Annotated in this window: 21 protein-coding genes; 7 read left to right on the forward strand and 14 right to left on the reverse strand. The window is 38.6% G+C overall.

From position 1 onward, the window contains the following. Window positions 1–111: 111 nt before the first annotated feature. Together C8N37_RS14875 and C8N37_RS14880 are read right to left on the reverse strand one after the other, a co-directional pair. Window positions 112–714, reverse strand: coding sequence for a DUF4468 domain-containing protein (locus tag C8N37_RS14875; RefSeq protein ID WP_084405455.1), 603 nt, complete (start codon window positions 712–714; stop codon window positions 112–114). 170 nt (window positions 715–884) lie between these two features. Further along, complete coding sequence (locus C8N37_RS14880; RefSeq protein WP_108159629.1) at window positions 885–1,709, reverse strand: hypothetical protein; 825 nt, start codon at window positions 1,707–1,709, stop codon at window positions 885–887. Window positions 1,710–1,977: 268 nt separating this feature from the next. Between C8N37_RS14880 and C8N37_RS14885 the strand changes: the two genes are divergently transcribed. Together C8N37_RS14885 and C8N37_RS14890 are read left to right on the forward strand one after the other, a co-directional pair. Further along, window positions 1,978–2,721 (forward strand): nucleotidyltransferase, encoded by a 744-nt coding sequence (locus tag C8N37_RS14885; RefSeq protein WP_108159630.1) that lies wholly within the window; start codon window positions 1,978–1,980, stop codon window positions 2,719–2,721. A 36-nt stretch (window positions 2,722–2,757) separates the two neighbouring features. Beyond that, window positions 2,758–3,462 carry a metallophosphoesterase family protein gene (locus C8N37_RS14890; protein WP_244914439.1) on the forward strand — a complete coding sequence of 235 codons (705 nt, stop codon included), beginning with the start codon at window positions 2,758–2,760 and terminating at the stop codon, window positions 3,460–3,462. Window positions 3,463–3,664: 202 nt separating this feature from the next. Here the strand turns inward: C8N37_RS14890 and C8N37_RS14895 are convergent, their stop codons facing one another. Continuing rightward, window positions 3,665–4,018: a winged helix-turn-helix transcriptional regulator gene (locus C8N37_RS14895; protein WP_108159631.1), complete on the reverse strand. Its 354-nt coding sequence runs from the start codon at window positions 4,016–4,018 to the stop codon at window positions 3,665–3,667. Between the two features lie 42 nt (window positions 4,019–4,060). Continuing rightward, the gene (locus C8N37_RS14900; RefSeq protein WP_108159908.1) at window positions 4,061–5,080 is read right to left on the reverse strand and encodes an LLM class flavin-dependent oxidoreductase; all 1,020 of its coding nucleotides are present in this window, start codon (window positions 5,078–5,080) and stop codon (window positions 4,061–4,063) included. Between the two features lie 462 nt (window positions 5,081–5,542). On the opposite strand from C8N37_RS14900, the gene C8N37_RS14905 reads away from it, so the two are divergent. Together C8N37_RS14905 and C8N37_RS14910 are read left to right on the forward strand one after the other, a co-directional pair. Next, window positions 5,543–6,280 (forward strand): NADPH-dependent F420 reductase, encoded by a 738-nt coding sequence (locus tag C8N37_RS14905; protein WP_108159632.1) that lies wholly within the window; start codon window positions 5,543–5,545, stop codon window positions 6,278–6,280. Between the two features lie 442 nt (window positions 6,281–6,722). Beyond that, entirely contained in the window at window positions 6,723–7,253 is a 531-nt protein-coding gene (locus C8N37_RS14910; protein ID WP_094772049.1) for a hypothetical protein, read from the forward strand. Window positions 7,254–7,638: 385 nt separating this feature from the next. Here C8N37_RS14910 and C8N37_RS14915 read toward each other — a convergent pair whose 3' ends face one another. From C8N37_RS14915 to C8N37_RS14935, 6 genes are all read right to left on the reverse strand, one after another. Beyond that, window positions 7,639–8,235, reverse strand: a complete 597-nt coding sequence (locus tag C8N37_RS14915; RefSeq protein ID WP_108159633.1) for a hypothetical protein — start codon at window positions 8,233–8,235, stop codon at window positions 7,639–7,641. Window positions 8,236–8,384: 149 nt separating this feature from the next. Continuing rightward, window positions 8,385–8,882 carry a hypothetical protein gene (locus C8N37_RS14920; RefSeq protein ID WP_108159634.1) on the reverse strand — a complete coding sequence of 166 codons (498 nt, stop codon included), beginning with the start codon at window positions 8,880–8,882 and terminating at the stop codon, window positions 8,385–8,387. A 51-nt stretch (window positions 8,883–8,933) separates the two neighbouring features. After that, a complete protein-coding gene (locus tag C8N37_RS23190; RefSeq protein WP_261775319.1) occupies window positions 8,934–9,059 on the reverse strand; it encodes a hypothetical protein in 126 nt (41 codons plus the stop codon). Window positions 9,060–9,412: 353 nt separating this feature from the next. Further along, window positions 9,413–10,063: a transcriptional regulator gene (locus C8N37_RS14925; RefSeq protein ID WP_146171081.1), complete on the reverse strand. Its 651-nt coding sequence runs from the start codon at window positions 10,061–10,063 to the stop codon at window positions 9,413–9,415. Window positions 10,064–10,253: 190 nt separating this feature from the next. Beyond that, a complete protein-coding gene (locus C8N37_RS14930) occupies window positions 10,254–10,592 on the reverse strand; it encodes a ferredoxin (RefSeq protein WP_108159636.1) in 339 nt (112 codons plus the stop codon). A gap of 146 nt (window positions 10,593–10,738) precedes the next feature. Beyond that, window positions 10,739–11,227 (reverse strand): hypothetical protein, encoded by a 489-nt coding sequence (locus C8N37_RS14935; RefSeq protein WP_108159637.1) that lies wholly within the window; start codon window positions 11,225–11,227, stop codon window positions 10,739–10,741. Window positions 11,228–11,597: 370 nt separating this feature from the next. On the opposite strand from C8N37_RS14935, the gene C8N37_RS14940 reads away from it, so the two are divergent. Next, window positions 11,598–12,761, forward strand: coding sequence for a hypothetical protein (locus C8N37_RS14940; protein WP_108159638.1), 1,164 nt, complete (start codon window positions 11,598–11,600; stop codon window positions 12,759–12,761). Window positions 12,762–13,332: 571 nt separating this feature from the next. Then, a complete protein-coding gene (locus C8N37_RS14945; protein ID WP_108159639.1) occupies window positions 13,333–13,545 on the forward strand; it encodes a hypothetical protein in 213 nt (70 codons plus the stop codon). Between the two features lie 68 nt (window positions 13,546–13,613). On the opposite strand, the gene C8N37_RS14950 is transcribed toward C8N37_RS14945, so the two are convergent. The 4 genes from C8N37_RS14950 to C8N37_RS14965 form a co-directional block, all read right to left on the reverse strand. Then, entirely contained in the window at window positions 13,614–14,825 is a 1,212-nt protein-coding gene (locus C8N37_RS14950; RefSeq protein ID WP_108159640.1) for a TlpA family protein disulfide reductase, read from the reverse strand. A 1-nt stretch (window position 14,826) separates the two neighbouring features. Then, a complete protein-coding gene (locus C8N37_RS14955) occupies window positions 14,827–16,185 on the reverse strand; it encodes a RagB/SusD family nutrient uptake outer membrane protein (RefSeq protein ID WP_108159641.1) in 1,359 nt (452 codons plus the stop codon). A gap of 11 nt (window positions 16,186–16,196) precedes the next feature. Next, window positions 16,197–20,768 carry a SusC/RagA family TonB-linked outer membrane protein gene (locus tag C8N37_RS14960; protein WP_108159642.1) on the reverse strand — a complete coding sequence of 1,524 codons (4,572 nt, stop codon included), beginning with the start codon at window positions 20,766–20,768 and terminating at the stop codon, window positions 16,197–16,199. Window positions 20,769–20,879: 111 nt separating this feature from the next. Continuing rightward, window positions 20,880–21,452, reverse strand: coding sequence for a hypothetical protein (locus C8N37_RS14965; RefSeq protein ID WP_108159643.1), 573 nt, complete (start codon window positions 21,450–21,452; stop codon window positions 20,880–20,882). A gap of 1,073 nt (window positions 21,453–22,525) precedes the next feature. Here C8N37_RS14965 and C8N37_RS14970 point away from each other — a divergent pair. After that, a complete protein-coding gene (locus tag C8N37_RS14970) occupies window positions 22,526–23,041 on the forward strand; it encodes a hypothetical protein (protein WP_108159644.1) in 516 nt (171 codons plus the stop codon). Window positions 23,042–23,072: the final 31 nt, after the last annotated feature.

Genomic DNA, 23,072 nt, shown 5'->3' on the forward strand with positions numbered 1-23,072 from the left:
TCCTGTTGTCTCCAATAACTAGACTGTTCCAGCAATCAAATGGCCGGGGAAAGACGGATCATTTCCCTTTTTCAATATCGCAACAGGGAAAGACAAGTTCAATCTAACTGATTACCAATTATTGATCGTTCCAGATTTATCAATAATCTGTTTGATAAGCGAATTAAAATGATTGTTTAAACCCGTATAGGCATCTTCAAATCTTACTTTTCCATTATCTTCAAAAAGATATAATTTTGATTTTCCAACTTTTGTCATTCGTAGTGTTACCCATTCATCGCCACTCCAACCACTTGCACCTCGGTAAGTACCTTCCACATATCTTTTAGCTTCAAAATCAGGACTGTTGATCCGAATCTTGCCATCTTTAAAAAGAAAAGTGAGTTTATAGGATAAATCATATTTACGAAGTGTTTTTCCGAGCCCATTAGAAAGTTTTACAGGGAGAACTTCTTCTTCATACGCTGTTATACTGATGCTTTCACCTTCCACGACACTAAGTCCTTTTTGTGGATTTTTATATAGGGTATTAATGGCATTGAGCACATTTTTATACAAATCCATTTGTTTTACATTAGGGACATCCACCACGGTAAAATCGCTGTTGTCATTGGATACAAAACCCTTTTGCGTGAGTTTAAAATACTGAGCAAAACTCAACTGGGCGACCAGTAAAAGTATGGCCATACTGAGTACTTTTTTTATATTCATCATTTTTAAAATTTTCAATCTGCTGTTTTTTCTTCACTCAATGATCGTTCCACATCAGTACATAAACCCCATTTTATTTCAAATTTTACAGAAAAAGATGGAAAATTCCAACAAAAGGCTGATCATATGGCGATGATCCCGCTATCGCAGTATCCATCAGTTCCTATCCAGCTTTATGGTTTTCCTTTTGGTGTATGTAAAATTTCCTGCTTCCATGCTGTAGTCAACAGCGCGTACAAGTCTTCATAACTGAATAAGATCATCGGAGCGATTTGAATGTATTCAACAGGATACCAGTTTTTTACAAACCGCATCAGTGCTTGTTGAGCTTGATCGATCTGTCCTGTCACATGAAAAATCCGTGCAGCCTGTATATGGATCGTTTCACTGACTATTTTATCTGCAAACTTTTCATAATAAGCAAGGCTTTCTTCCGTATTTCCGGTCTCCAACATAAATTGGAGCAGATATTCGGCTCCCTGCTCACTCTCAAATGTCAATTTTGGACGATACTGCTTTAATTGTGCCCTAAATTCATCTACTGATTTCCCTTCTTTCACCAGTTGCAGCGGTTTGTTGTCTATGATCAAATCTTTTTCTCCATTCAGTTTCGCTAAATGATTGTTAATTTGATGCCTATAAAATTGGATGCGATGCTCAGGTAAATTTAATTTTTCTTTCTCCGTCAAGAAATTGTCGTAAAACGTTGCAGCTCTCGAAATTTGGCCACCCCTGATCGCTGCATGGGAATAAGCAAAAAAGTGTTCACACAAAATGTTTCCCGCATACCACTGCTCGTCAAAGGGCAAAGCATTTTCATCGTTTGCCATCGCATTTTCGTCGTTACTATTAAAATAGCTTATCTCAGCATATACAATAGCTTTCTGCGGTTCAAAGCCTTTTATATGCGCTAATTGTTGAAGACCAATTTCAATTTGCCCACTTCTTAACGTGTCCAAAATGTCTCGCAATTTTTTCGGTATTTTTACTATGCTCATCGTCGTATATGAATGGTGTTTTATTTTTTACTACATGCTCTTTTCCTAAACGATATTAAAAGTACTCTATTTTTTAAAAAGAATTGTTAATGCGATCCATTTACGATGGCATTACCCCTATCATCAATAAAAGCCCTATGACAACCACTTTTTCCGCAACGAACTCAACGCAGCTTGATCGATCAGCTAGCCAGCGCTAGCTCTATACCAAACTAATACGGCTATGAAATTGTTATACCAAGACGAACTTTAGTATTAACGATAGAATATGCTCACAACGGATAAAGAAAAAAAAGAATCGGGAGATTTTTATAAGGATGCCATACTGCTGTTGCAAGAATGCGATTGTCAATTTATGTTGGGCGGAGCATTTGCCATGTTCCACTATACAGGCATCTTTCGGGACACCAAAGATTTGGATATCTTCTGCAAGAGCAGTGAATACCCTAAAATACTGAAGCACTTTGCTGAAAAAGGCTATCAGACAGAGTTAACGGATGTGAGGTGGCTTGCAAAAGTATTTCATGGAGATTATTTTATCGATATTATATTCGATACGGTCAACAATATCTGTACCGTGGATGATAGTTGGTATGAACGTGCTCCCACTGGTCATTTTGCTGACCTACCCGTCCAGTTTATTCCTGTAGAAGAACTCATTTGGTGCAAAATTTATGTACAAAACCGAGAACGCCACGACAGTGCAGACATCAACCATATTTTGCTGAAATATGGAAAAAGTGTGGATTGGGAATTGCTTTTAAAACGCTTAGACCCCCATTGGCATCTGCTGCTGGCGCAGTTACTTATATTTCAATTTGTGTATCCTGCTGACTATCGGGAGATCATCCCCCAATGGCTGTTCGACGAATTGATGAAAAGAGCTGCAGAGCAATATGAGCTCCCCTCTCCTGTCGAAAAAGTATGTAGAGGTCCGCTCATCGACCAGACCCAATATGAAGTCGATGTAAAGGAATGGAATTATAAATCATATACCATAACGACTATATAATTGATGGAAGAAAGAAAAAAAACAAAAATTGCCGCCATGGCGGATATCCATATTCGGATTTCAGACAAAGGCAAGTTGCGCGATATCTTTGAAGAATTAAATGAAACAGCCGATGTACTGGCGATATGCGGTGATCTGACCGATACGGGTGATGAAGAAGAAGCGGTTGTACTCGGTGAAGAGTTAAAGGCACTTCGCATCCCGGTGCTGGGTGTATTGGGCAATCATGATTACGAAAAAGGTAGGCAAAAGATCATTAAGCAAATATTGACCGATCATCATATGACGATCTTAGATGGCGAATCCATTGTCTTAGCAGATGTTGCTTTTGCAGGAGTAAAAGGATTTGGAGGAGGATTTGATCAATATATGCTGTCTATTTTCGGAGAAGATATGATGAAAGAGTTTGTTCATGAAGCTGTCAACGAATCTTTGCAACTTGACCGTGCACTGACCCGCCTGGAACAGGATTACCCCCATCTACCCAAAGCGGTATTACTGCATTATGCACCGATTAAAGATACCGTAGTGGGCGAACCCGAGCAATTGTTTCCTTTTCTGGGTTCCTCACATCTGGCAGAACCCCTGACCAGAAGGCAGGTAGCTATTGCCTTTCATGGACATGCACATGGCGGCACGCTCAGCGGTCATACGACAAGTGAGATTCCCGTATACAATGTCGCTCTTCCTGTATTAAAACGAGAGCGAGATGGCCAGTCCTATCTGCTAGTTGAGGTATAAGATGTTCCTGATCAAAACAGGTACTTGGCCAAACTGTAGATCGGTTACCCGTTTAAATTCCGTCATGCTCATCTGAATAAGTTTTTTAAAAAACGTATTCAGATGACTTTCATCGGAAAAACCAAACGCAACGAGTGGAAACGAATCACAGCAAAACGAAGGTTCGGCATATCGCAGCCTCTATATAAAACATGGAAAAAGTCTAAGAAAACGACTCGGTCACCTTTTTCCTATGATTAATACCCCAATCTTTTAATGCATAAATCAGTGGTGTCAATGTGTCTGCATATTCCTCCAGCTGGTAGGAGATCTTCACTGGATATTCCTCTATAATAATTCTCCTGAGCAGTTGATGCTGCTCCAGATCCTTAAGTTCTTTTGCCAAAACTTTTGGTGAGATTCCCGGAATACTCTCCTGGATATCTGTGAAACGATCATTACCAACACCAATCGATATGATAATTGGTATTTTCCATTTGCCATTGATCACATCCAACGTATCTCGTACCGGTTTTATGGTTTCTAAACAATCGCAGTGAACTTTCTTTTGTGCCATTATGTTAATTTTTTACGATACTGCTGTGCGCATCATGTTCATTTAGTTTGCGCTATCATCCGAATTGATTTCGCTCATTACTTCAGCAAACAATTCTGTTGACTTGATTCTATCCTGTATATCATAAATCGTTGATACGACGATCAGTTCATCAACTTGTGTTTGTTCAAGAAATGCTTTTGTCTGTTTTTTAACAGCATCTTTGGTTCCCACAAAAGAATACTTAAGCATCTGATGCACATTTGGATGATGGAAAATATCTTGCAATTCCTCAGTCATTTCTGTTGGTGGTTGCAGCGGTTGAGAATTTCCAGTCAAAATACCCAAAAACATTCTGATCAGTGATGTAAACATCCTTTGTGCTTCTTCATCAGTTTCAGCAATAATCACATTGACCCCCGCAATCGTGTAGGGTTTATCCATCACTTCGGAAGGCTGGAACTCATCCCGATAGATGGTTAATGCCTGCATTAAATGATCGGTGGCAAAGTGACTTGCAAAAGCATAAGGCAATCCTTTTCGCGCTGCTAGATGGGCACTATCTGTACTTGATCCTAAAATGTAAATAGGAACATCGACATCTTCTGCGATCGGAGCTCTTACTTTACCCTTGCTGTTCGTTTTTGAAAAGTAATGTTCAATTTTCTCAATTTCAGAAGGAAAAGAGTGCGCTGCTTTCATAAAGTCCGATCGGATTTCCTGGGCCGTCAGCGTATCCGTACCTGGAGCTCTTCCCAGACCTAAATCAATGCGGTTTGGATAAAGATGAGCCAGAGTTCCAAATTGCTCCGCAATGATTAGAGGAGAATGATTGGATAGCATAATTCCGCCAGAACCTACTCTTATTTTACTGGTATTTTCGGCTACATAGACAATTAATAGCGAAGTTGCACTGCTTCCGACCGAAGCCGAATTATGATGTTCCGCAAACCAGTAGCGTTTATAATGATTTGCTTCTGCCACTTGAGCCAGTTCCAGCGAATGCTGTAAAGTCTCTCTAAATGTGCTGCCTTCGGAGACGATGGCGAGCTCTAAAATGGAATGAGCGATCTGTTTTTTCATCTTGTTGAATTTTAATTTTATTAAATAACCGATAATACCAATAACTGCATCTACCCTATTTCCCATCAATCCATATGATTCCAGTCTGGACCATCGATTATCGGGGCATTTTCAATTTCTTTGTATTACCCATATTCCTTCGTGATTAAATTAAAGGAGTGATCTCTACTCGATATTTCCGAAGTATCGATCGTACCATTTTTTACACCTTACAAAATTACAGTAAATCTACTAACCAAAATATAGTAGTTACCTAAAGGAAAGTGAAATTTATTTTGATCAGTAAATCGTGCTTTTGGCAGTTTAAAACCACAAATCAGGTTTCCTTTAGGAAAGTACGATACAATTGATCGCGATATATGTATAAATTGCACTGTACCATACAGGCTAACGAATCAGTTTTGAATAGTAAACAGCAGATCGCCTGAATGGTAGTCCATCAATTTTTAACATCATCAGCATATGAAAATAGGAATAATAGGTACGGGTGCAATAGGCGGAACAATTGCAAAAAAAATGTCTGCTGCAGGACACCAAGTCAAAGTAAATAACACCGGCAACATCGATAAATTGAATGCCCTTGCTCAGGAGTTAGGTGCAACAGCTGCTCATCAGAAAGAAGTGGTGAAGGATGTAGATGTGATTATTTTAGCGATACCCACCATAGCCATACCCACATTACCCAAAGATCTGTTCGCGGAGGTACCACAAAATGTCATTGTGGTCGATACCTCCAACTATTATCCGTTTCGTGATGCGGATATGGAAGAAATCAAAAATGGCCAAGTAGAGAGTGTCTGGGTATCTGAACAGCTGGGACGACCTGTGATAAAAGCTTTCAATAACTTACTGGCGGAAACACTTGCCAGTGGTGGAAAAAAACCTGGTGCTGATGACCGAATTGCCATGGCTATAGCCGGTGATGATGCCGAAGCAAAAAAGGTAATAGCCGGATTAGTTGATGATGCGGGTTATGATACCGTTGACTCGGGAACTCTTTCAGAATCCTGGAGGCACCAGCCCGGAACTCCGGCATACTGTACCGAATTGAATGCAGCAGAACTGAGACAGGCATTGGCAGATGGCGTGAAAGATGATGCGCCCATTCTGAGAGATAAAGCCATAGCCGAGCTTTCAGCAATGTCAACCTATCCTGCCCATCCAGAGGTTGTAAAATTCAATCGAGCATTATTCGCTTGAGAAAATAGCGCAATCATTTTATAACTTAGTATACGATGCATAATGTGCAGGTGACGTTAGATTTTATAAGCTCACATAAATGCTATAAGAGATATTGGAAAATGTGGGTGATGATCAGGATCTACTACATACTGTTACTTTAGATGATATGAGTTATACAACTATAATACAACACATAATACATCTATTCTTGAATAAAAACACCTTTTCAGCTACGAGCTGAAAAGGTGTTTTGTGATTTAATTCCCTTTGAAAAAGGATCCATTTACATCTACCAAATGTACGCCCTCAACTGCATTCCTAAAATGGTTAAAAATAACCAACTCATAATCAATGCCAATTTCTAACTTTGTGAGCGGTGATATCACATCTAACTATTACCTAACTATCATAAAACCAAAAAACAAAGCATAATTTTAAACCATTATAACACCGAACAATTATGAACATAAAAATTCAGCACTTTTTGCCGCTACTCTTTTTTTTCGTAGCCTGTAAGTCAGATCAGACAACTGGTGACGCGACAAATTCTTTTTTACCCCTGCAAATTGGAAACTTTTGGAAGATTGACGCTCAAAATTATACAGAAATACAAGATACAATCCGAATAGATGGTAAATTGTATTATAAGTTTTACTCCTTAGTGGGTGGTGATGCCGTTTCAACAGCTTATCTTCGAATCGATGAAAACGGTAAATTAAAGGAATCTTGGCCAGATGCTACTGATAAAGAGTATACCCGTGCTCAGTTCAACAGCAATGTTGGTGATAGTTTCTACACGCTTAATGACACGACCACAAATGATTATAAAGTTACTGTGGTTGAAAAAACCGATGAAAAAATTACTTTTTCTTTTGATATGGTTAATCATGACAATTTGAAAGGTAAACCACATCAGGTAACTTACATCAAAGGAATAGGTTTAGATGATAATTGGAAAAGCATTAAGATTGATGGGAAAATTATAAAATAAGATTTTTTTGGTATGCGTAAAATACGGAGATTGTTACCTTAAAGACAAGCCTTTAAAATTTAAACCAAGAACGGTTTTCCATTGAAGGTCCATTGCTTTGAATGTTGGAATGGTTTTTATTTTTGAAATATACCGGCCACAATTAAAGAAACGGTATTACGTAAGATCGCGGCCAGACGAATAGCTATTTTAAAAGCCGTCTAATCCTGGTGGGCCTGCTGCCATTGAGCAGGCCTTCTGTACAGAATTGGATGCAGCAGAATTGAAACAGGCATTGGCCGATGACGGGAAACAAAATGTCTTACAGCTACTTGTGTGGATCATTTCGCTGACTATTTTATCTGCAAACTTTTCATTTCTTTATGCAGCTACATTAAAATCATTTTTACCAATTGTTGATCGTATTCGATTTATCCACAATCTGTTTTAAGAGTGCATTCAGATGAGTGTTCAATCCATTGGCGGCATCCTCTAAAATCAATTTACCATTTTGGTCATATATTGCGGTGCTATTCTTCTTATCTTCCACCAGATTGAGCATTCTCCAACCACTACGACCCCAATTGCTCCCATTTTTGGAAGTACGTTCATACCATCTTCTCAGTTCAAAAGTAGGGCTGTTCATCCGGATTTTACCATCTTTAAAAAGAAAGGACAAGGTATACGACATGTCATATGCATAATTTGATTTACCGAGCCCCCCACCGCCATGCCTCACAGGAAGCGCTTTTTCTTCATATGCCGTGAGCGTAATGCTTTCACCTTCCAGGACACTGAGACCTTTTTGAGGATTGCTGTACAGCGAGTTAATGGCATTAAGTACGTTCTTGTACACATCCATTTGTTTGACGTTGGGCACTTCTACAACCGCAAAATCATGATTCTCATTGGATACAAAACCCTTGTCTGTGAGCTTAAAATATTGAGCGAAACTCAACTGCGTGACCAGTACAAGTACGGCCATACTGAATATTTTTTTCATATACATCATCTCTAAAATTTTTCAATTCTACCTTTCGTGCTGGATTAATCATGTTAATCATTAAAAATCCAATTGGGAACAACAAAAATATAAATATTTGTCATTTGGCAAAAAATTAGTTTCACCTATCCTTCCCGATCATGGAATGATCAGGAGTGAATGTTGTAGTACACCCCTATGGTATGACTGATATGAAAAAACAAAAAGATAGCCGATATGAACATAAATGGCCAACGTCTAAAGGGTAAATGAAAATAATATGAATTTCCGATCAGGCCGATTCCAGCTAACCATAATGCAGGAGTAATGGCAGGGGCAGAAAAACCGACCATGCTGTTGCTCCATGCACTATTGGTCAAACCAATCAACATGATCCATGATGCAAAATAGAGGAGCACGCCTACGATGTAGATGTACAGACCAAGCCTTTGGCCTTTGTTGCTTTTAGAGATATAAAGAGGCATCAAAAATGCCAACAGAAAAATCATGATTCTGGAAATCTGTTCCCCATACATCAGGAAAGAAGGAATATCTTTTGAAAATACTTCAGGCTGATATGCTTTTGGCAAATGATCCGTCAATAGGATATTCCAGATCAGTATCGGTAAAATCAAGATAAAACAGTTCCAAAAATATTTTTTAATCATATTATTTTCGATTACACTTCAAGATAACAGATAATTTAATAAAATCCGCATTTATTGAATAGGGCTTGCCATTCCTTTATTTTCTTTCAGCCTCTGTTGCTGCATTTGCTCCTCTAACTTGTTCCTTTCGATCACAGCTACCCGATAACTGTCATCTTCTGGGCAAAAACTAAGCATCCCCTTCATATATAAGCACTAAGCCACTTAAATGTAATGCTAAAAATTCCAAATCCCTATATGCTGCAAGATTAACCAATCTGATCTATAGTCTAGATTGTATGCCCGATTATGCCAAAGCAAGAGCACATGCTGCTATGAAAGGTCTCGATCCAAAAGACTTCATGTAGGTTGATGGAATCTCCTTTGGCAGGGCTACATCAATTTTCATGGAGTCTGATGCAGATTATGAAACGATAAAAGCCCTGATAGAGAAAAAATATTATAAAAGATGGCTATATGGTATTTACGCCGTAGAAAAATTTGAAAAGGATCACATTTCAATGATTATAGCTTGGCACAAAGTATAAAACCTAATTACGCATTGGATATGATGGCGCCGGATAATCCCTGTCAACATGCATTTTATTAATCAAAATATCGTTGACCCGTTGACGCATCCGCTTATCATCGACCGAAATTTTTAGAATTTTGTTGCTATAATAGGTATCGCCTTTAAATTCGCTCTCTATTTTATTGGCAAATGTGGGGGTCAGCGATTTATATGAAAATAAAAGTTCAGTTTCGTTTTCTGCTATTTTTTTTATGTTCAGTGTCCAGATAAACCCATATTCAGGAAATAAAAAGCTTTTTTTTATCGGCACAAACTGCATTTTTTTGCCTTTTAACTTGTAATTATAGAGCATATAGATACTTGGTTTGGAAACATCTTTTGCTGCCGCTGCGACCAACTTATTATATTCTTTTTCGTTATCAACAAGAATTTCAGTACTTAAACCTTTCTCCTGGATTTCAAAGCTAGCGGTAGTATCTGTATGAGCCAGGGCTTTAATCTCCATATCCTGATCAATATACCAGCCATCCATATCTGGGATAGCCTGTTTTACACGTTCAAAACTTGCTTTTAATCTGGTTGGGAGCAATTTACTGGTCACCGTTTGCGCACGCAGACCATCCACTGCAGCGATAAAAAGAAGCATTATACAAAGATATTTTCTCATCATGATTATATTCATTTAGCAATAGTAAAAACTCCCGTAAATTACAAGTTTTATCGCTAGCAATCTATGACCAATTTATATTTGAAGGTTATCATTTACGATTCGTAAGGTATTAGTGCCGCATGCGTACGCTTTAACATTGAATTATCCTTACCCCTTCGCCTTCTTATAGCCCGCCACCCAGCAGGTTACTTCATTTCAAAAATTTCTTTAAAAAGTCAAATCTGCCTTTAGGTTTATGATCACATTCATTTTCCAATCCTTCCTCATAAAGGCGTTTCAATATTTTCTCATCCTTACCGCCGTACCGAAGCCCCGCAATACATGAAACCGACATGGCACATATCGCTCTTTCCAGTTCATCTGGAGTTTCTGGCTGTTTTTTAAAATAACAATGTTCGTATTCAGTTTTCGAATGATCAATCAGGTCAGGTGCCTCAAATTCCGGAGCCCCGCAACGCATACATGCGTCATTCTCTACATAAAAATCTCCTTGAGAATTTTCTGAGTACCGAACAGGTGGCTCTTTCATGATTTTTTTTCAAATATTTTCATTGCGTTATTAATGCCTTTAAGATACCAAATCCTATATCATATCTTAAGATATTTGTAGAGAAGGTAATGACTATTATTGATGTAGCTGGTTTATTTAGGATATGGTTTAGTCTAATTTTCTATCTAAACATTAAATAAATAACGAACTTTTTTCCATTTAGGGTCGAAATCAATTTTATAAGTGAAAGATACCAATCTATTTTCATCCAGGGAAAGCTTTCTCAAAATTTGCTCAACGGATTCATCAGCTTCAACATAACAATCTATTTCCATTCCAACCTCTGATACTTGTCTGGAAATCATGTGACAGATGCATATTTTCTGCAGTTCATCAGAAAAGAAATCTTCAATTTCTCCCATATCCAGATCAGGATTTTCCTCGGCAACCTGATCATGAAAATCGACACTTATCCTAACATGATAAGGGCAAAATTCTTTAAACTCATATTTTCGGTAAGCCATATTTACCCATCCTGTACCTTTTAATCCATTAGGCAGGGTTAACAATAATATCGTAATCGAACTTTCTGGATATACATTTTCTGCATGTTTTACGATCTCCCAATCTACATGAGAAACTTCACGTCCGAACAACTTCTTAAAAAAATTCATTATATGTAAGATTTCTGTATTGCAAATTACAATAATTTGATAGCAAGTCTTCAAATAATTATAACCGTTATCCGAAATACTTCCGATGATACTTTTCCTTTTTAAGTTGATAGTCGTATGGATGCTCTTTGTTTATTAGCTACGTCAAAAAGAATTCGATAAATAAACAGATCGTCCATTGTTACACAGCAAAACTTAGCTTATGAAGTCACTAATTTCTTTCAGAAATTGATCTAAGCTATATTAAAAACGCTTTTCAAATTCTAAATAGTATATGTTTTTTTCCTTAGCATAGGAAAAAACTTGACAACTCAGCTTTTCTTATTTAATTTTAGTAAACATATATAAATTTCCCTTTTTATTACTGATTATGATAAGTGTTTTAACGAACCTAAGGGAGCTCATAGCAGCCTATGGTATCCCGCATTTGAACAAAGAAGAAGATGAACAGATCGAACAAGACCTCCTATCAGCCCTAAATGATATCGAGATTCACTCCCATACGAGATACCTCAGTCATGGTAACCGTGAGCTAGTTCAGCAATCCTTTCGTATTTTCTACAGTCAATTGCGACGCATGTTCAATATTATTTATCGGAAGAAGAATCGGAAAGTTGATTTGATCATCTTAAAATTTCACGAGCTCTTTCAGACTTATGAAGATCTATACAGCCAAGATATGGATCTTGAAGAACCATTGACCGACTATCAATATCAGCTGTTAAAAGCAGAGATCACGGAAAAATTCCCTCCTTTACAAGAAGCCCTTTTAAAAAAGGGAATCTGGAAACATCTATTATTAGAGATCCAATCTGCGATAGAGAGCCATTTCAATAATGCTAGTAATCAACTGTGCTATTATCACGATCTATTTTTCAACAAGCTGTTGCAGTCGCTAACCCGTATGGCTCATGATCCTCGTGACAAAGATTGGGAACGACGTTTTATCGAGACCATGATCAATATCAACTTCAATCATATGGGATTTTTCAATCGATGTAGTGAGCTGATTAACTTTAGGCTCAGTGAACTTTCCGATGAAAATAAAATCATGTGCATTGATGAGAATGAACTACGTATAAGCCAAGCTTCACGAGATCCCAAATTATACTTTGATCCTACCCGCGCCCATCTCGCTGATCTGCTTATCCAATATGCAGAACAAAAAAAGTCCATCAAACCAAAACCCATAGAAACACCCGAAACCAAACTAGAAGAAGTTAATAAGCCAGAAGAAGTTTTGAAACCGGTAGGAATACCGACGCAATTGTTTGCGAGCCATATCAATCTATTTACGCATTACATGCATCTTGCTGACGTGTACCCCGAAGATATGAGCAAGCGTGAAGTCTGTTCATATGTTTCCACTTGTGTCCGCACCAAACGTGGGCATTTGGTATCCAAAGATAGTCTGGAAAAATTCGATAGACAAAAACTGGAAAGTGGAGCTACTCATGTCCACGGCATTTTTAAAAAAATGCTGCAGGCTATAGAGCGTGATTTTGACCATTTGGGCGGAAAAAATCGTCGATAAATTGAAAAAACAGTAAAAATCGGGGGAATCCCAACCTGATTTCCCATTTTCATCCCACATCAAGGTCCATATTCAAGCGTGTTACGCTTGAATGACCTTTTATAGCAAGAATCTATTCTATGCCAATTTCACCTCATTTCTCCCCTTTGCTAAAAGGGAGCTCATTTTAAAGTCCTTTTAAACAGGTTTCATAAACAAAAAGTCTCCCCTCCAAAATGTTCGTTTTCGTATTAGTTTTGAATCGAAGCGTATGAAACCAGGATTTCAAAAGCATTGCAAAGGTGAAGACATTCAGCAGAAGAGCGGGAAAATTCATGCAGGAAATAGAAATGAATAAGAAATGATATAAAAATAAAACAGAAAAAATTAGAAAAGGTCACAACATAGGTTTGTGCCATTCCTAAAATTGGAAACCAGCCAAATAAAAAAATGAAAACAAATTGATTGGCCAAATAAGGAGTCCAGACGCCAATTCAAAATGCAGCACTCTGATAGTTGGAGACTGTGGGGCCAGTACGTCAAAAGCGCTACTGTGATCAATTAACCTAATGATAATTTAACTTAAAACAAAATGGCAACATTTCAGTTGAATAACCCTAGTAACCCTGGAGATCCAGCAAGTTACTCATTGGGAACGCCACCTTGTTCAGGAAATAATCAGATCTGTACCATTGAAGCACCAAATGCAGGTGGTGTTCCTACCATTTCAAATGCGCTACGCAATGAAATGTTACAAGCTCTGAATACGAGAACAAGTACAACAAATGTAAAATTAAAAGCTTAAATAAGATTTTAATTATTGCATTTAATACGAAAGAGCTATCAAAAAAATGATAGCTCTTTCCACTAATTTTACTCAATAACAAAACATGGTATTTCCTTCTCCTCCTCAACAAGTAAAAAGCCAAATTCCTTGAGACTGCGTTGCATCTCAGTAAAATCAGAGAATCCCTTAAAAGCATACTTATTAAGATTTTTAGATTCGTTTATAATCGGAGGCCTATCTGCATTCAAGTCAAGCATAAATGCAAAATCATCTATTGTTTGCCCATTATCATCCGGTTTGCCGATATTCTTTCCTTCATCTTTGATCACCCAGCATTTTACAGTCTTTAATTCAATAGCTGTTCTGACTCCAAGTTTTAGCTCCAGATCCCGGATCATGGCAAGCACTCTTTTCTTTTCATCTAGCTCCAGATCAAAATTAGCTTCATAACTTATGCCATAATTTCGGCGCCATATTTCCTGATATCTTGAGCGTTCTTCTTTAAACAAGAATCGCTCTTTATCAGACCGCTCAATCATAATGCGGCTGTCTTTCATATAAGGTATTTCACTAACCCTTCCATAACACGAAAGAAAAGCAGGAATTATACCTGCGTTTACAATATACTCCCGCACCTCACGTTGCACACTGTCCACTTCTTGACTAAATTTTGGATATGCGCCTTCAATATAACCGGTAAGAAATGAATACTTACCCTTCTGACTTTTTATCAGCGGTATCCCATAATCGAACACCAGGTAATCATCTTTAACCGGCAGCTCAATTGCTCCATTCTCAAACACTTTATTAACCATCGCCTGATCTACAAACTCAGAATAAGTGATGGCAATCACCTTTCCCTTATAGACCCAGACCATATGCGAAACAGTCTGATGCGGAAAATAGGTTGACCATAATTTATCTTCTACCACATAATCCAATTTATTAGCTTTAAATACTTCGTTGTGCGCACGAAAAGCTGCTGCTCGACTTTTCTTCTCACCAGAGATGGATATTATCTTTAATCTACCCTTATTTTCCTCCTCCAATTTATTTAACCGGAGCAGTGTCGCAATACAGCTGCTACATGAAGTATCCATAAAATCTAGAATAACCAACTCTTCAGGAAGTTGTTTGACCGTGCCAATACTTTTTCCATCTAGAGTTGTACCTAAAGCATCGGACGGGACTTGTTCACCGATTTGAATTGTTTTTTGCGCTGTATCTTTTTCAGATTCACGCTCTTGTGCCAGCAGAAAAACTGGCAGAAAACATAATAAATAACATAAATTTTTCATACTATCGTATCGTTTGTGTAAGTGTGGAATTATTGATGATTTCCTGAGGGATCAGAAACGTATAAAAAGGATCGTTAGGTAATAACTGATACTCCTTATCTCCTATCTGACGTGTTAATACAGTTGCTGTCTGGCTGTTTAAATTCAGACGTTTCAGATCGGGCCATCTTCTCTGGCGCATCACCAGTTCTTTCCTCCGTTCTTCTAAAATGAGCTGGAGCAATTGAGCTGGATCCTGTATCTCGATGGGTTCAAACGTGCTACTACGATACCGTTTCTCCAATAAACTATTGAGCGATGTAAGTGCTTCACTAATCTGATTTGATCGCACCAAACATTCAGCTTTTGTCAAGATCAATTCATCTACCGCAAGACCGCTGAATGGAGCTTGATTAAACTCGCCATCATAATTCCCTTTGAATGAATAAGTATTGTCTTCATTCTCCATAAATAATAGATTTTTCCGGAGATCATGATCTGCATAGCTTTGAAGAAAATCAGGAGCCACTTTCCAAACTGTGTAATAATACGTATAGGTTCCTGTTGAGATGGCCTGAAAGATCACTTCCTCGTTAAACTGTTTAAATGGACTCTCCTCCTCTGTTCTTAACGTATTATAGTCCATAAGCTTACTGTTATTTATTAGCGCCTTATTGGTATAGCGCAAAGCCTTTTCATAATCCTGCATATAGAGGTAGATTCTGGAGAGCAATGCCGCTGCCGCAGTTTTAGATGGCCTCGAAGGTAATCCATTTACCATGGGCAACAGGTTTTCGGCCTGCTCCAGATCTTGTAATAGCAGATCAAAATATTCCTTCAACGTGACCCGTACACTTTTTTCTTCCACATTGGGAGTGGTACGATATGGTAAAGCAGGCAAATCTGCATTAGACCCATCTTTTTTTGGAACAGGTGCGAATATCTCTGCTAAGCTAAACAAAGCATAAGCTCTGTAAAAGTACGACGCACCTTCCAGTTGCTCACGTCTATTCCCGGCAGATAATTCTTTCAATATGGATAATACTTGGTTAGCAATGAAGACGGTTTGATAAGGTGATGCCCATTGCGTGATGATCGGGCTTGTTTCCTTATCCCAGATATAAAGCATACGATCCTCGTAATCTCCTAAGCTGCTCCAATTCTCCTGATTTATCGAGAAGTTATCCGCACAAAGTTCTCCAACATAAGGATATCCCGTATTGACGGTGCCATATCCGTCAAGCAAAGCTTGACAGTCCTCAAACGTATTGGGGATGGCTAATTTAGTATCAGGTTTTGTTTCCAAAAAATTACTGCAAGACTGTAGGCAGAGTAAGATCATGCCCAACAGAATTCGATTGTATAGTAGATGATAATTCATAAATTTTAGTGTTAAAATGATGCCTTAGCACCTATTGTATAAAGCCTAGGTGTAGGGATCAAGAAGTTAAAATCAGGATCGTTTTTATATTTTGATTTACGCCATAATATCAGATTCAGATGGTCGGCGTTTAAATAAAACTGCATCGATTTGACTGTTTTGGATTGTAGGTTCATCTGATACTGTAAGTTAATATCTTTTAATCTGATATGGTCAGCCGGCTCGATTAAGACCTCCGAATTTTGATAAAACTGATCTCTTTGATAGTTTAGCGGATATATTAATGCGGGCACATGGGTATGCAGCTCATCTCCAGGTTTTTTCCATCGTCGATCAAAATCATCATGCATCTGCCAGTATTGCGCTAATCCATTATATTGAATACTTTGACGCTTGTAGAAATACTTAAATTTATATTGAAGATTGGCTCTCAAAGACCATGATCGCCATGAAATAGTATTTGCTATAAACCCAGAATAGATCGGTAAACTAGATCCCATATATCTGACATCGTCTATACCGACAGACATGATCTTAGAATAATCTTGGGATACCTCACCATTATAATAGCCCATCGGTGCACCCGTACTGTGATCCAGGCCTGCAAATCGAAATGCATATAGACCATATAAATCTCTACCCACAACTGGATTTGGTGCTGTTGCAGCCCACATATAACTCGATACACTCGAATGTTTGTAATTATACTTGGTCACCACACTTTTTCCGTAGCTAAATATCAGATTTGAATTCCATTTAAAATCTCCCGATACAACGTTGGTACTTTGCAGGTTGAGCTCAAAACCTTTATTTTTAAAATTAGCGATATTGACTGCCTGTGTATAAAAACCAGTTGTGGGGTCAATATTGGCCAATGCCACCAGATCTTTTGCCTCTTTGTTATAAAATTCTACACTTCCATGTAGACGACCACTGGTCATAGCAAAATCTATCCCCATATTAAACATGCCGACACGTTCGGCACGGTAATCTGGATTTGGAGGATTGACCATGTAAGCATTTGTGTATCCTGTATAAGGAAAAACACCATCGTAAGCAATGGTTGGATAAGCATATATCTGGGTAGTGACATTACCATTTACGCCATAAGTGGTCCGAAGTTTTAGGTAAGAAAACGTGCCTTTAGGAAAGTAGTCCTCTTTACTGATTTCATAAGCAGCACCCAGTGACCAAAGCGGTTGCCATTTACGGTTAGATGCCACGCCAAATAGATTTGCAGCATCGCGACGTATACTCCCAGAAAATACATATCGATTATGAAGCGTATAAGATCCGTTCATAAAAAGAGAAACGAAGCGTTGCTTATATTCCTCGATCTTATTGTCATTCCATATTTGCGCTCTCCCCTGAAGTCCATTTAACAAAGGAAAACTTGTTTTAAAATCTACGGGAGAAAATTCAATACGATCCGCATCATACCCATATAATCTGTAACCTTCGATCCGGCTGTCCATACTTTTTACTTCTGTCCCTGCTAATACATTCAAAACACCAGCACCTAGTGTTTGATCGAAAGTTGCTGTTGTTCTGATATAATGTGAAGCCAGATCGCCAATCCTTTGGCTATAAATAGCACCCATGGGTACATTGTAGGTTAAGGTATTCGGAGTGAATTGTGTATATAAATTGATATAATGTTGGGTAAAATATGAGTCGAGCGACTCCATATCGGTCGTCTTGCTCAAAGACCGCTGATATTGATAAGAGGCATCGAGCTGCCAAGCATTGCTGAGTTTATAATGGGCGGCAAGACTCATTGTGGCATCACTAACACGTGCCCGATTTTTACTTGCATATATTTCATTCATGATATTGTAGCGCTCGGGCAACAGGCGTCCACCGGCAAGCGTATCTATATAAGACTTCCTAAAAGTCACAGTTTCAAGATCTATTCCATTGCCCTGATCATCCACCAGGCGAACGTAAGGATAAAATGATTTTCCTGCACCTGAATACAGCGACCCATAATCCACTTTAGAAGCATTTCCTTGTCCCTGCTTTCCATTATCGGAAAAGCCTATACTCAGATCAACCGAAAACCGATCTGAAGGACGCATGCTGCTTACAAATTTTGCACTAATGCGATCAGATTGATTATTTTTGATATTTTCTAGAGATTTGTCAAATCCCAAACTTGCCCTAAAATCAATTTTCTTACTTCCGTACGATAGACCCGCAAAATATTGTTGGACGATATTGTTATGGTATATGTACTTCATATAATCCTCTCGAACATCATTTTTCTCCAAAGCACTCTTTTGATTCTGATAGCTTTCCGAATCAATTTTTCCTGAACGAAGTTTATTTAATAGAGAAACAATCGGCGATATCGTGTAATCCGGATAGTTGATCATCCAATCGTAGTAGTTGTTGTCAAATAAAAATTCTTCTGCTTCTATAAAACTTTTACTGGACATATGAGGCAGCTTGTAGATATCTGGCTTTTGTCCTATTTGTAGATTTGAACTGATTTCCAATTGCATACGATCTAATTTGCTTCCCGATTTGGAAGTTAAAACAATCACCCCATTGCCAGATCTTGTACCCCATATTGAAGCAGCAGCGGCATCTTTCAGTATGGTTATGTTTTCAATATCATTGGGATTGATATTACTTAGATCACCTTCGTAAGGAAAATTATCTAGGATAATGAGCGGACTCCAAGCACCTAAAAAAGTAGAATTACCTCTTTGATAGATTTGCTCCTCAGGTTTCAAATTTGAGACACGTTTTTCAAATCGAAGCGATGGCGATAATCCTTCCAATCGATTAATAAAATGAGATGATTTACTGATATTTAACTGTTCGTTATTGATGACTTCAAAGCTCCCGGTCGCTCTTTCCTTTGGTATTTTCTGGTACCCTGTAGACACCACTTCCACCTCATCCAGTTGATTTTCCAAAGGAGTTAGTTGCACATGCAATGGTACACCTGCGGTATAATCCAGCTCTACGGTTTTGTAACCGACAGAGGTCAATTTCACTTTGCCATTTCGCTGTGGAACCATGATGCTAAATGCACCATCTTTGTTAGTCGAAGTCTTCACCTGACCCGCTTCAACACGCACAGATACAGCCTGTAAGGGCTTCTTATCTACAGCAGAAATAACAGTACCCTGTAAACTATAGCTTGTTTTCGTCTGCGCCTGGCTTGCTCCTGCGCCAAAGGTCATCACGAGCAGTGCGATCATCGAAACGGAAAATTTAGATTTTAACAAAAAATCCTTGCGGCATGCATTCAATACATCCTGAATAGCTCCAACCTTTTTAGTTAAGAAGCGTTTTAAGCGATTTGAACGACTATTAATCCAAAACCACTCAGATGCCTGACAAAATATATTGGATCGCTTAAAAGCGCTTATTTGAGATAAAGCATTCTTCCAGTAATGATCAAGTATAGATGAAGCATAGATAGTGCGTTGATAGTGCATGGATAGTGTATCAATGGGTACCGTTTTACGCACTATCCATGCTTGACCATTACTTAGCATATGCACTACGCATGCTTGGGAGATACATGAACAACGGTGTTCCCATGCTGGTCTAGGCTCCGCCTGTAGATCCTCGGCCGAGCTACTGGCTTTAGTACCTCTTTGGTACCTTCTCAGTAGCTTCTCCGTACATTCTCGGTACAGGATTGGTACACTCCCCGTGAATAACCCGTACACTAACGGTACACTCTTGGCCACTTTGAAAACTACTTTTTGCATCAAAATCAACAAAAAAGACAAAAAGCCTATTTGGATCTGATTCGTACTTTGTTTTAACCTTGTTCGTACCTTGTTATAAACTTTCTTGTCCCTGCACAGCAGTTGCAAAGTCCCTGCACCGTCCATTTCCCGGCTCAGGGACGGGAAAAAGGCGGTGCAGAAGCGGTGTAAAGACGGCTTTCGGTAAAACAGGGTGCGAATCTGATATGGAGCTGGTATGGATCCGGTTGCTGCCAAAAACTGCTCCGAAACATCCATTTGACTATTTACTGTATTTCTTCGACCTTTTTTCGCCCTTTGTTCCAGCCTTGTTCTACCTCCACGCAAGTCCGCTTCGAGGTGGCTTCGAGTTTTCCCCCACTTCCGTCGAAGCGGACTCGAAGCCCACTGGGAGCCCACTCGTAGCGACCTAGAAGATGGGGCGAAGTTGGTTGGGAAAAGATCAGAATTTATTCTTTTTGATATTTTTTGTTCGAGTCCGCTTCGAGCGCTGTTCGAGTCGGCTTTGACACGTGTTCGACACTCCTTCGAGTCTTGTTCGGGTGCTGTTCGACTGCGCTTCGACCGGCCTTCGGGAACTTGCCGAACAGCAGTCGAAGAACTGCCGAATGATTTCCGAATCAGCCCCGAACCTGTCCCATCATTATCCCGAACGTTTGTCGAGCCATCATCAAGGGCGTATGGATTACTAAAATCATCATTAGTTGCTTGTGCAATAGTATTTTTTAGTGCATCTTTAGTGGCAGTATATGCTGCCTGATTTATGCGCAACAGCGCGCCCTCCTTTGCAGGCTTAAATAGCTTTTGGAGATATCCCCAAAGCTTGTTGATATATAGATTTTTGATGTTCATTTTGGTCTTTTTTTTATCAAGTTTCCCTGCTCCGTTTGATACCGAGGGTTGATCAGGTCATCAATTTTATCCCTCGGCAGCATCCGGAATTCACAGGTAGAAACTATCTTTTTACTTTTCTAATGTTAATGTCGGTTTTTTGCGCATGATCATGGTGATCTGCTCGTCCCAGATCAATTCTACCGATTTGCCATCTTCCCCGATCGGTCTACTTTCTTTCACTATCGAAAGCTTCTCAACGTTTACATCCAACTGAAAGTGCTGGTTGAAGTCGTTGATGATCCGTTGTTGGTATTCCTCCCTTTCGGTACTGGCGGGCACGGTGAGCTCATATTCATATAAATGTTTACCTCCGTACTGACAGCTTCTACAAGGAATATACTTGACCCGGTCATCACCCAAAACGATGATCTGCTCTTTCGGAAAGTTACTAGGCAGTCCAAAGGCATACAGGTAGCACTCATAAACGGCCATGCACACAAAATTGATCCGCAGTACATCATTACGGGTGCCATGCAGCACAGAAATAAAGGGACTGATATCTTTTTCCGAAGGAACCAGCAAAGAATAGTACCGTTCCTTTGGACGTTTGTCTACTATAGCCTTGGGCACATAGGGCATACGACCTCTGGATCTAGTCAGTGTAGCATTTTTCAATGCTGTTTTGGGTAAAAGTGTAGTCATAATTGGTTTTTTAATAAATGGGACGCACTTTTCACTCAAAAACGAAGACAGTTCTATCTCTGGGGACAGCGCGTAGCTCTCCCGATTGCAAGTATTTTGCATTGCTTAAAGGTTTAAATTGGCTCCCTTAAATCCCTAATTTTTGGCCATACTTTGGGCATTAAGGAAACCTTTTAAAAAAAAATTAAATCAATAAAAATGCAATTTTATGTCGTCGTCAATTGGCTATAGAGTGGTCTTCTTATATTGCATTATTTGGGTTAAAGAACAAGAACCGACTTTCCATTATTGATGTAAATCAATAAAACTTGATGACAATAATTTGCTTTATGACTAGAAAAGTGTAATTTTAGGTTACGAAGTCTAAAATCCGATCCAATTTAGCCTATGCAAGCAATTGTATATCAAAATGAAAGTCGGTAACACAAGCCATAATAGTATGGGAACAAGCTAGTTTTAACCTTATTAGAACGTCATTTTTAATATTAAGTATGGTCGCTACCCCATGCTTTTTACTAAAATACGCCTTTTAAATTTGGAACAAACTTCCCCTATCCTATTTATACTTATGTTTTACTAAACGCCCTATTCTGGCGTACAGGATATGTTCTTTATTAAATCAGAATGTGCGAACCTGAGACAATAATCCTGGATTATGTCGTGGGTGGTTCTTGTGGTGGTGAATTTTCGTTTCATCATAATTAATTTTGGTTATGTCGAACGATGTAAGTCGAAGAGTTGAAAAAAACCTTAAAAAAACAAGGGATGGTTCCAACTCTAGATCCATAGGTGACTAGCCTTTTTGCCTATTCCCGAAGGAGTTTGGCTCAATCTCTAGAGTTCACGCGGAACCACCCACATGCTTCTTCTATAAAGAACTACAAATGTAGTAAACTTTTTGAGCATGGGGCGATTGCACGGTTTCTCTCGAGATAAATTAGTCGTTTATGGATCGAGATACATCGTTAATCAAGGCTTATTAGCCGAGAATATCAAATCGCTTAAACAAATATATAAACATAATTCCATTTAACAAAATAAAATTAAATAGAATTAATAAGCACTAAGTAGTTATGAATGATGAAGAACTTGCTTTGAATGAAGTTGCCAATTTCGCCGAATATGTAAAATCAAGAAAAGCGGAACTGGGACTTTCTAATGAAGAATTTGGAAAGACTACCAAAGTGTCTGGTGGAGAGATTAGCAAAATAACCTCCAAAAATAAAAAGAGTGTTTCTATCCACTCATTCTATAATATTGCAGTGAGATCTGGCGATTCAATTGAGAATGCGCGAGATGCAGTATACAAGCATCGGAATTTAGTTTTAGTAGAAGATTATAAACTTGACAAGAGAACCAATTTTGGATTTCTAATGCACAAGTTGTTTGAAGGAGAAAACACATTTGAAATAATACAAGCGAAAACAGGAATTAATAAACAAAGGCTCACTGACTTATATTTTAACACAAGTGCTCCTGAACCCTATGAAATGCTATTGATAGAGAAAGCTGTAGGTAAAAATCCAGGAGAATTAATGAAAGAATACGTTGAAAAATATCCGGTAGTTAAGAAGAAAAAGGACGAGTAATAGTATTATGATAGAATCATGATAAAACTTA

The organism is Sphingobacterium faecium (genome assembly GCF_003054045.1).
In the GTDB taxonomy this organism is placed as follows: Bacteria; Bacteroidota; Bacteroidia; order Sphingobacteriales; family Sphingobacteriaceae; genus Sphingobacterium; species Sphingobacterium faecium.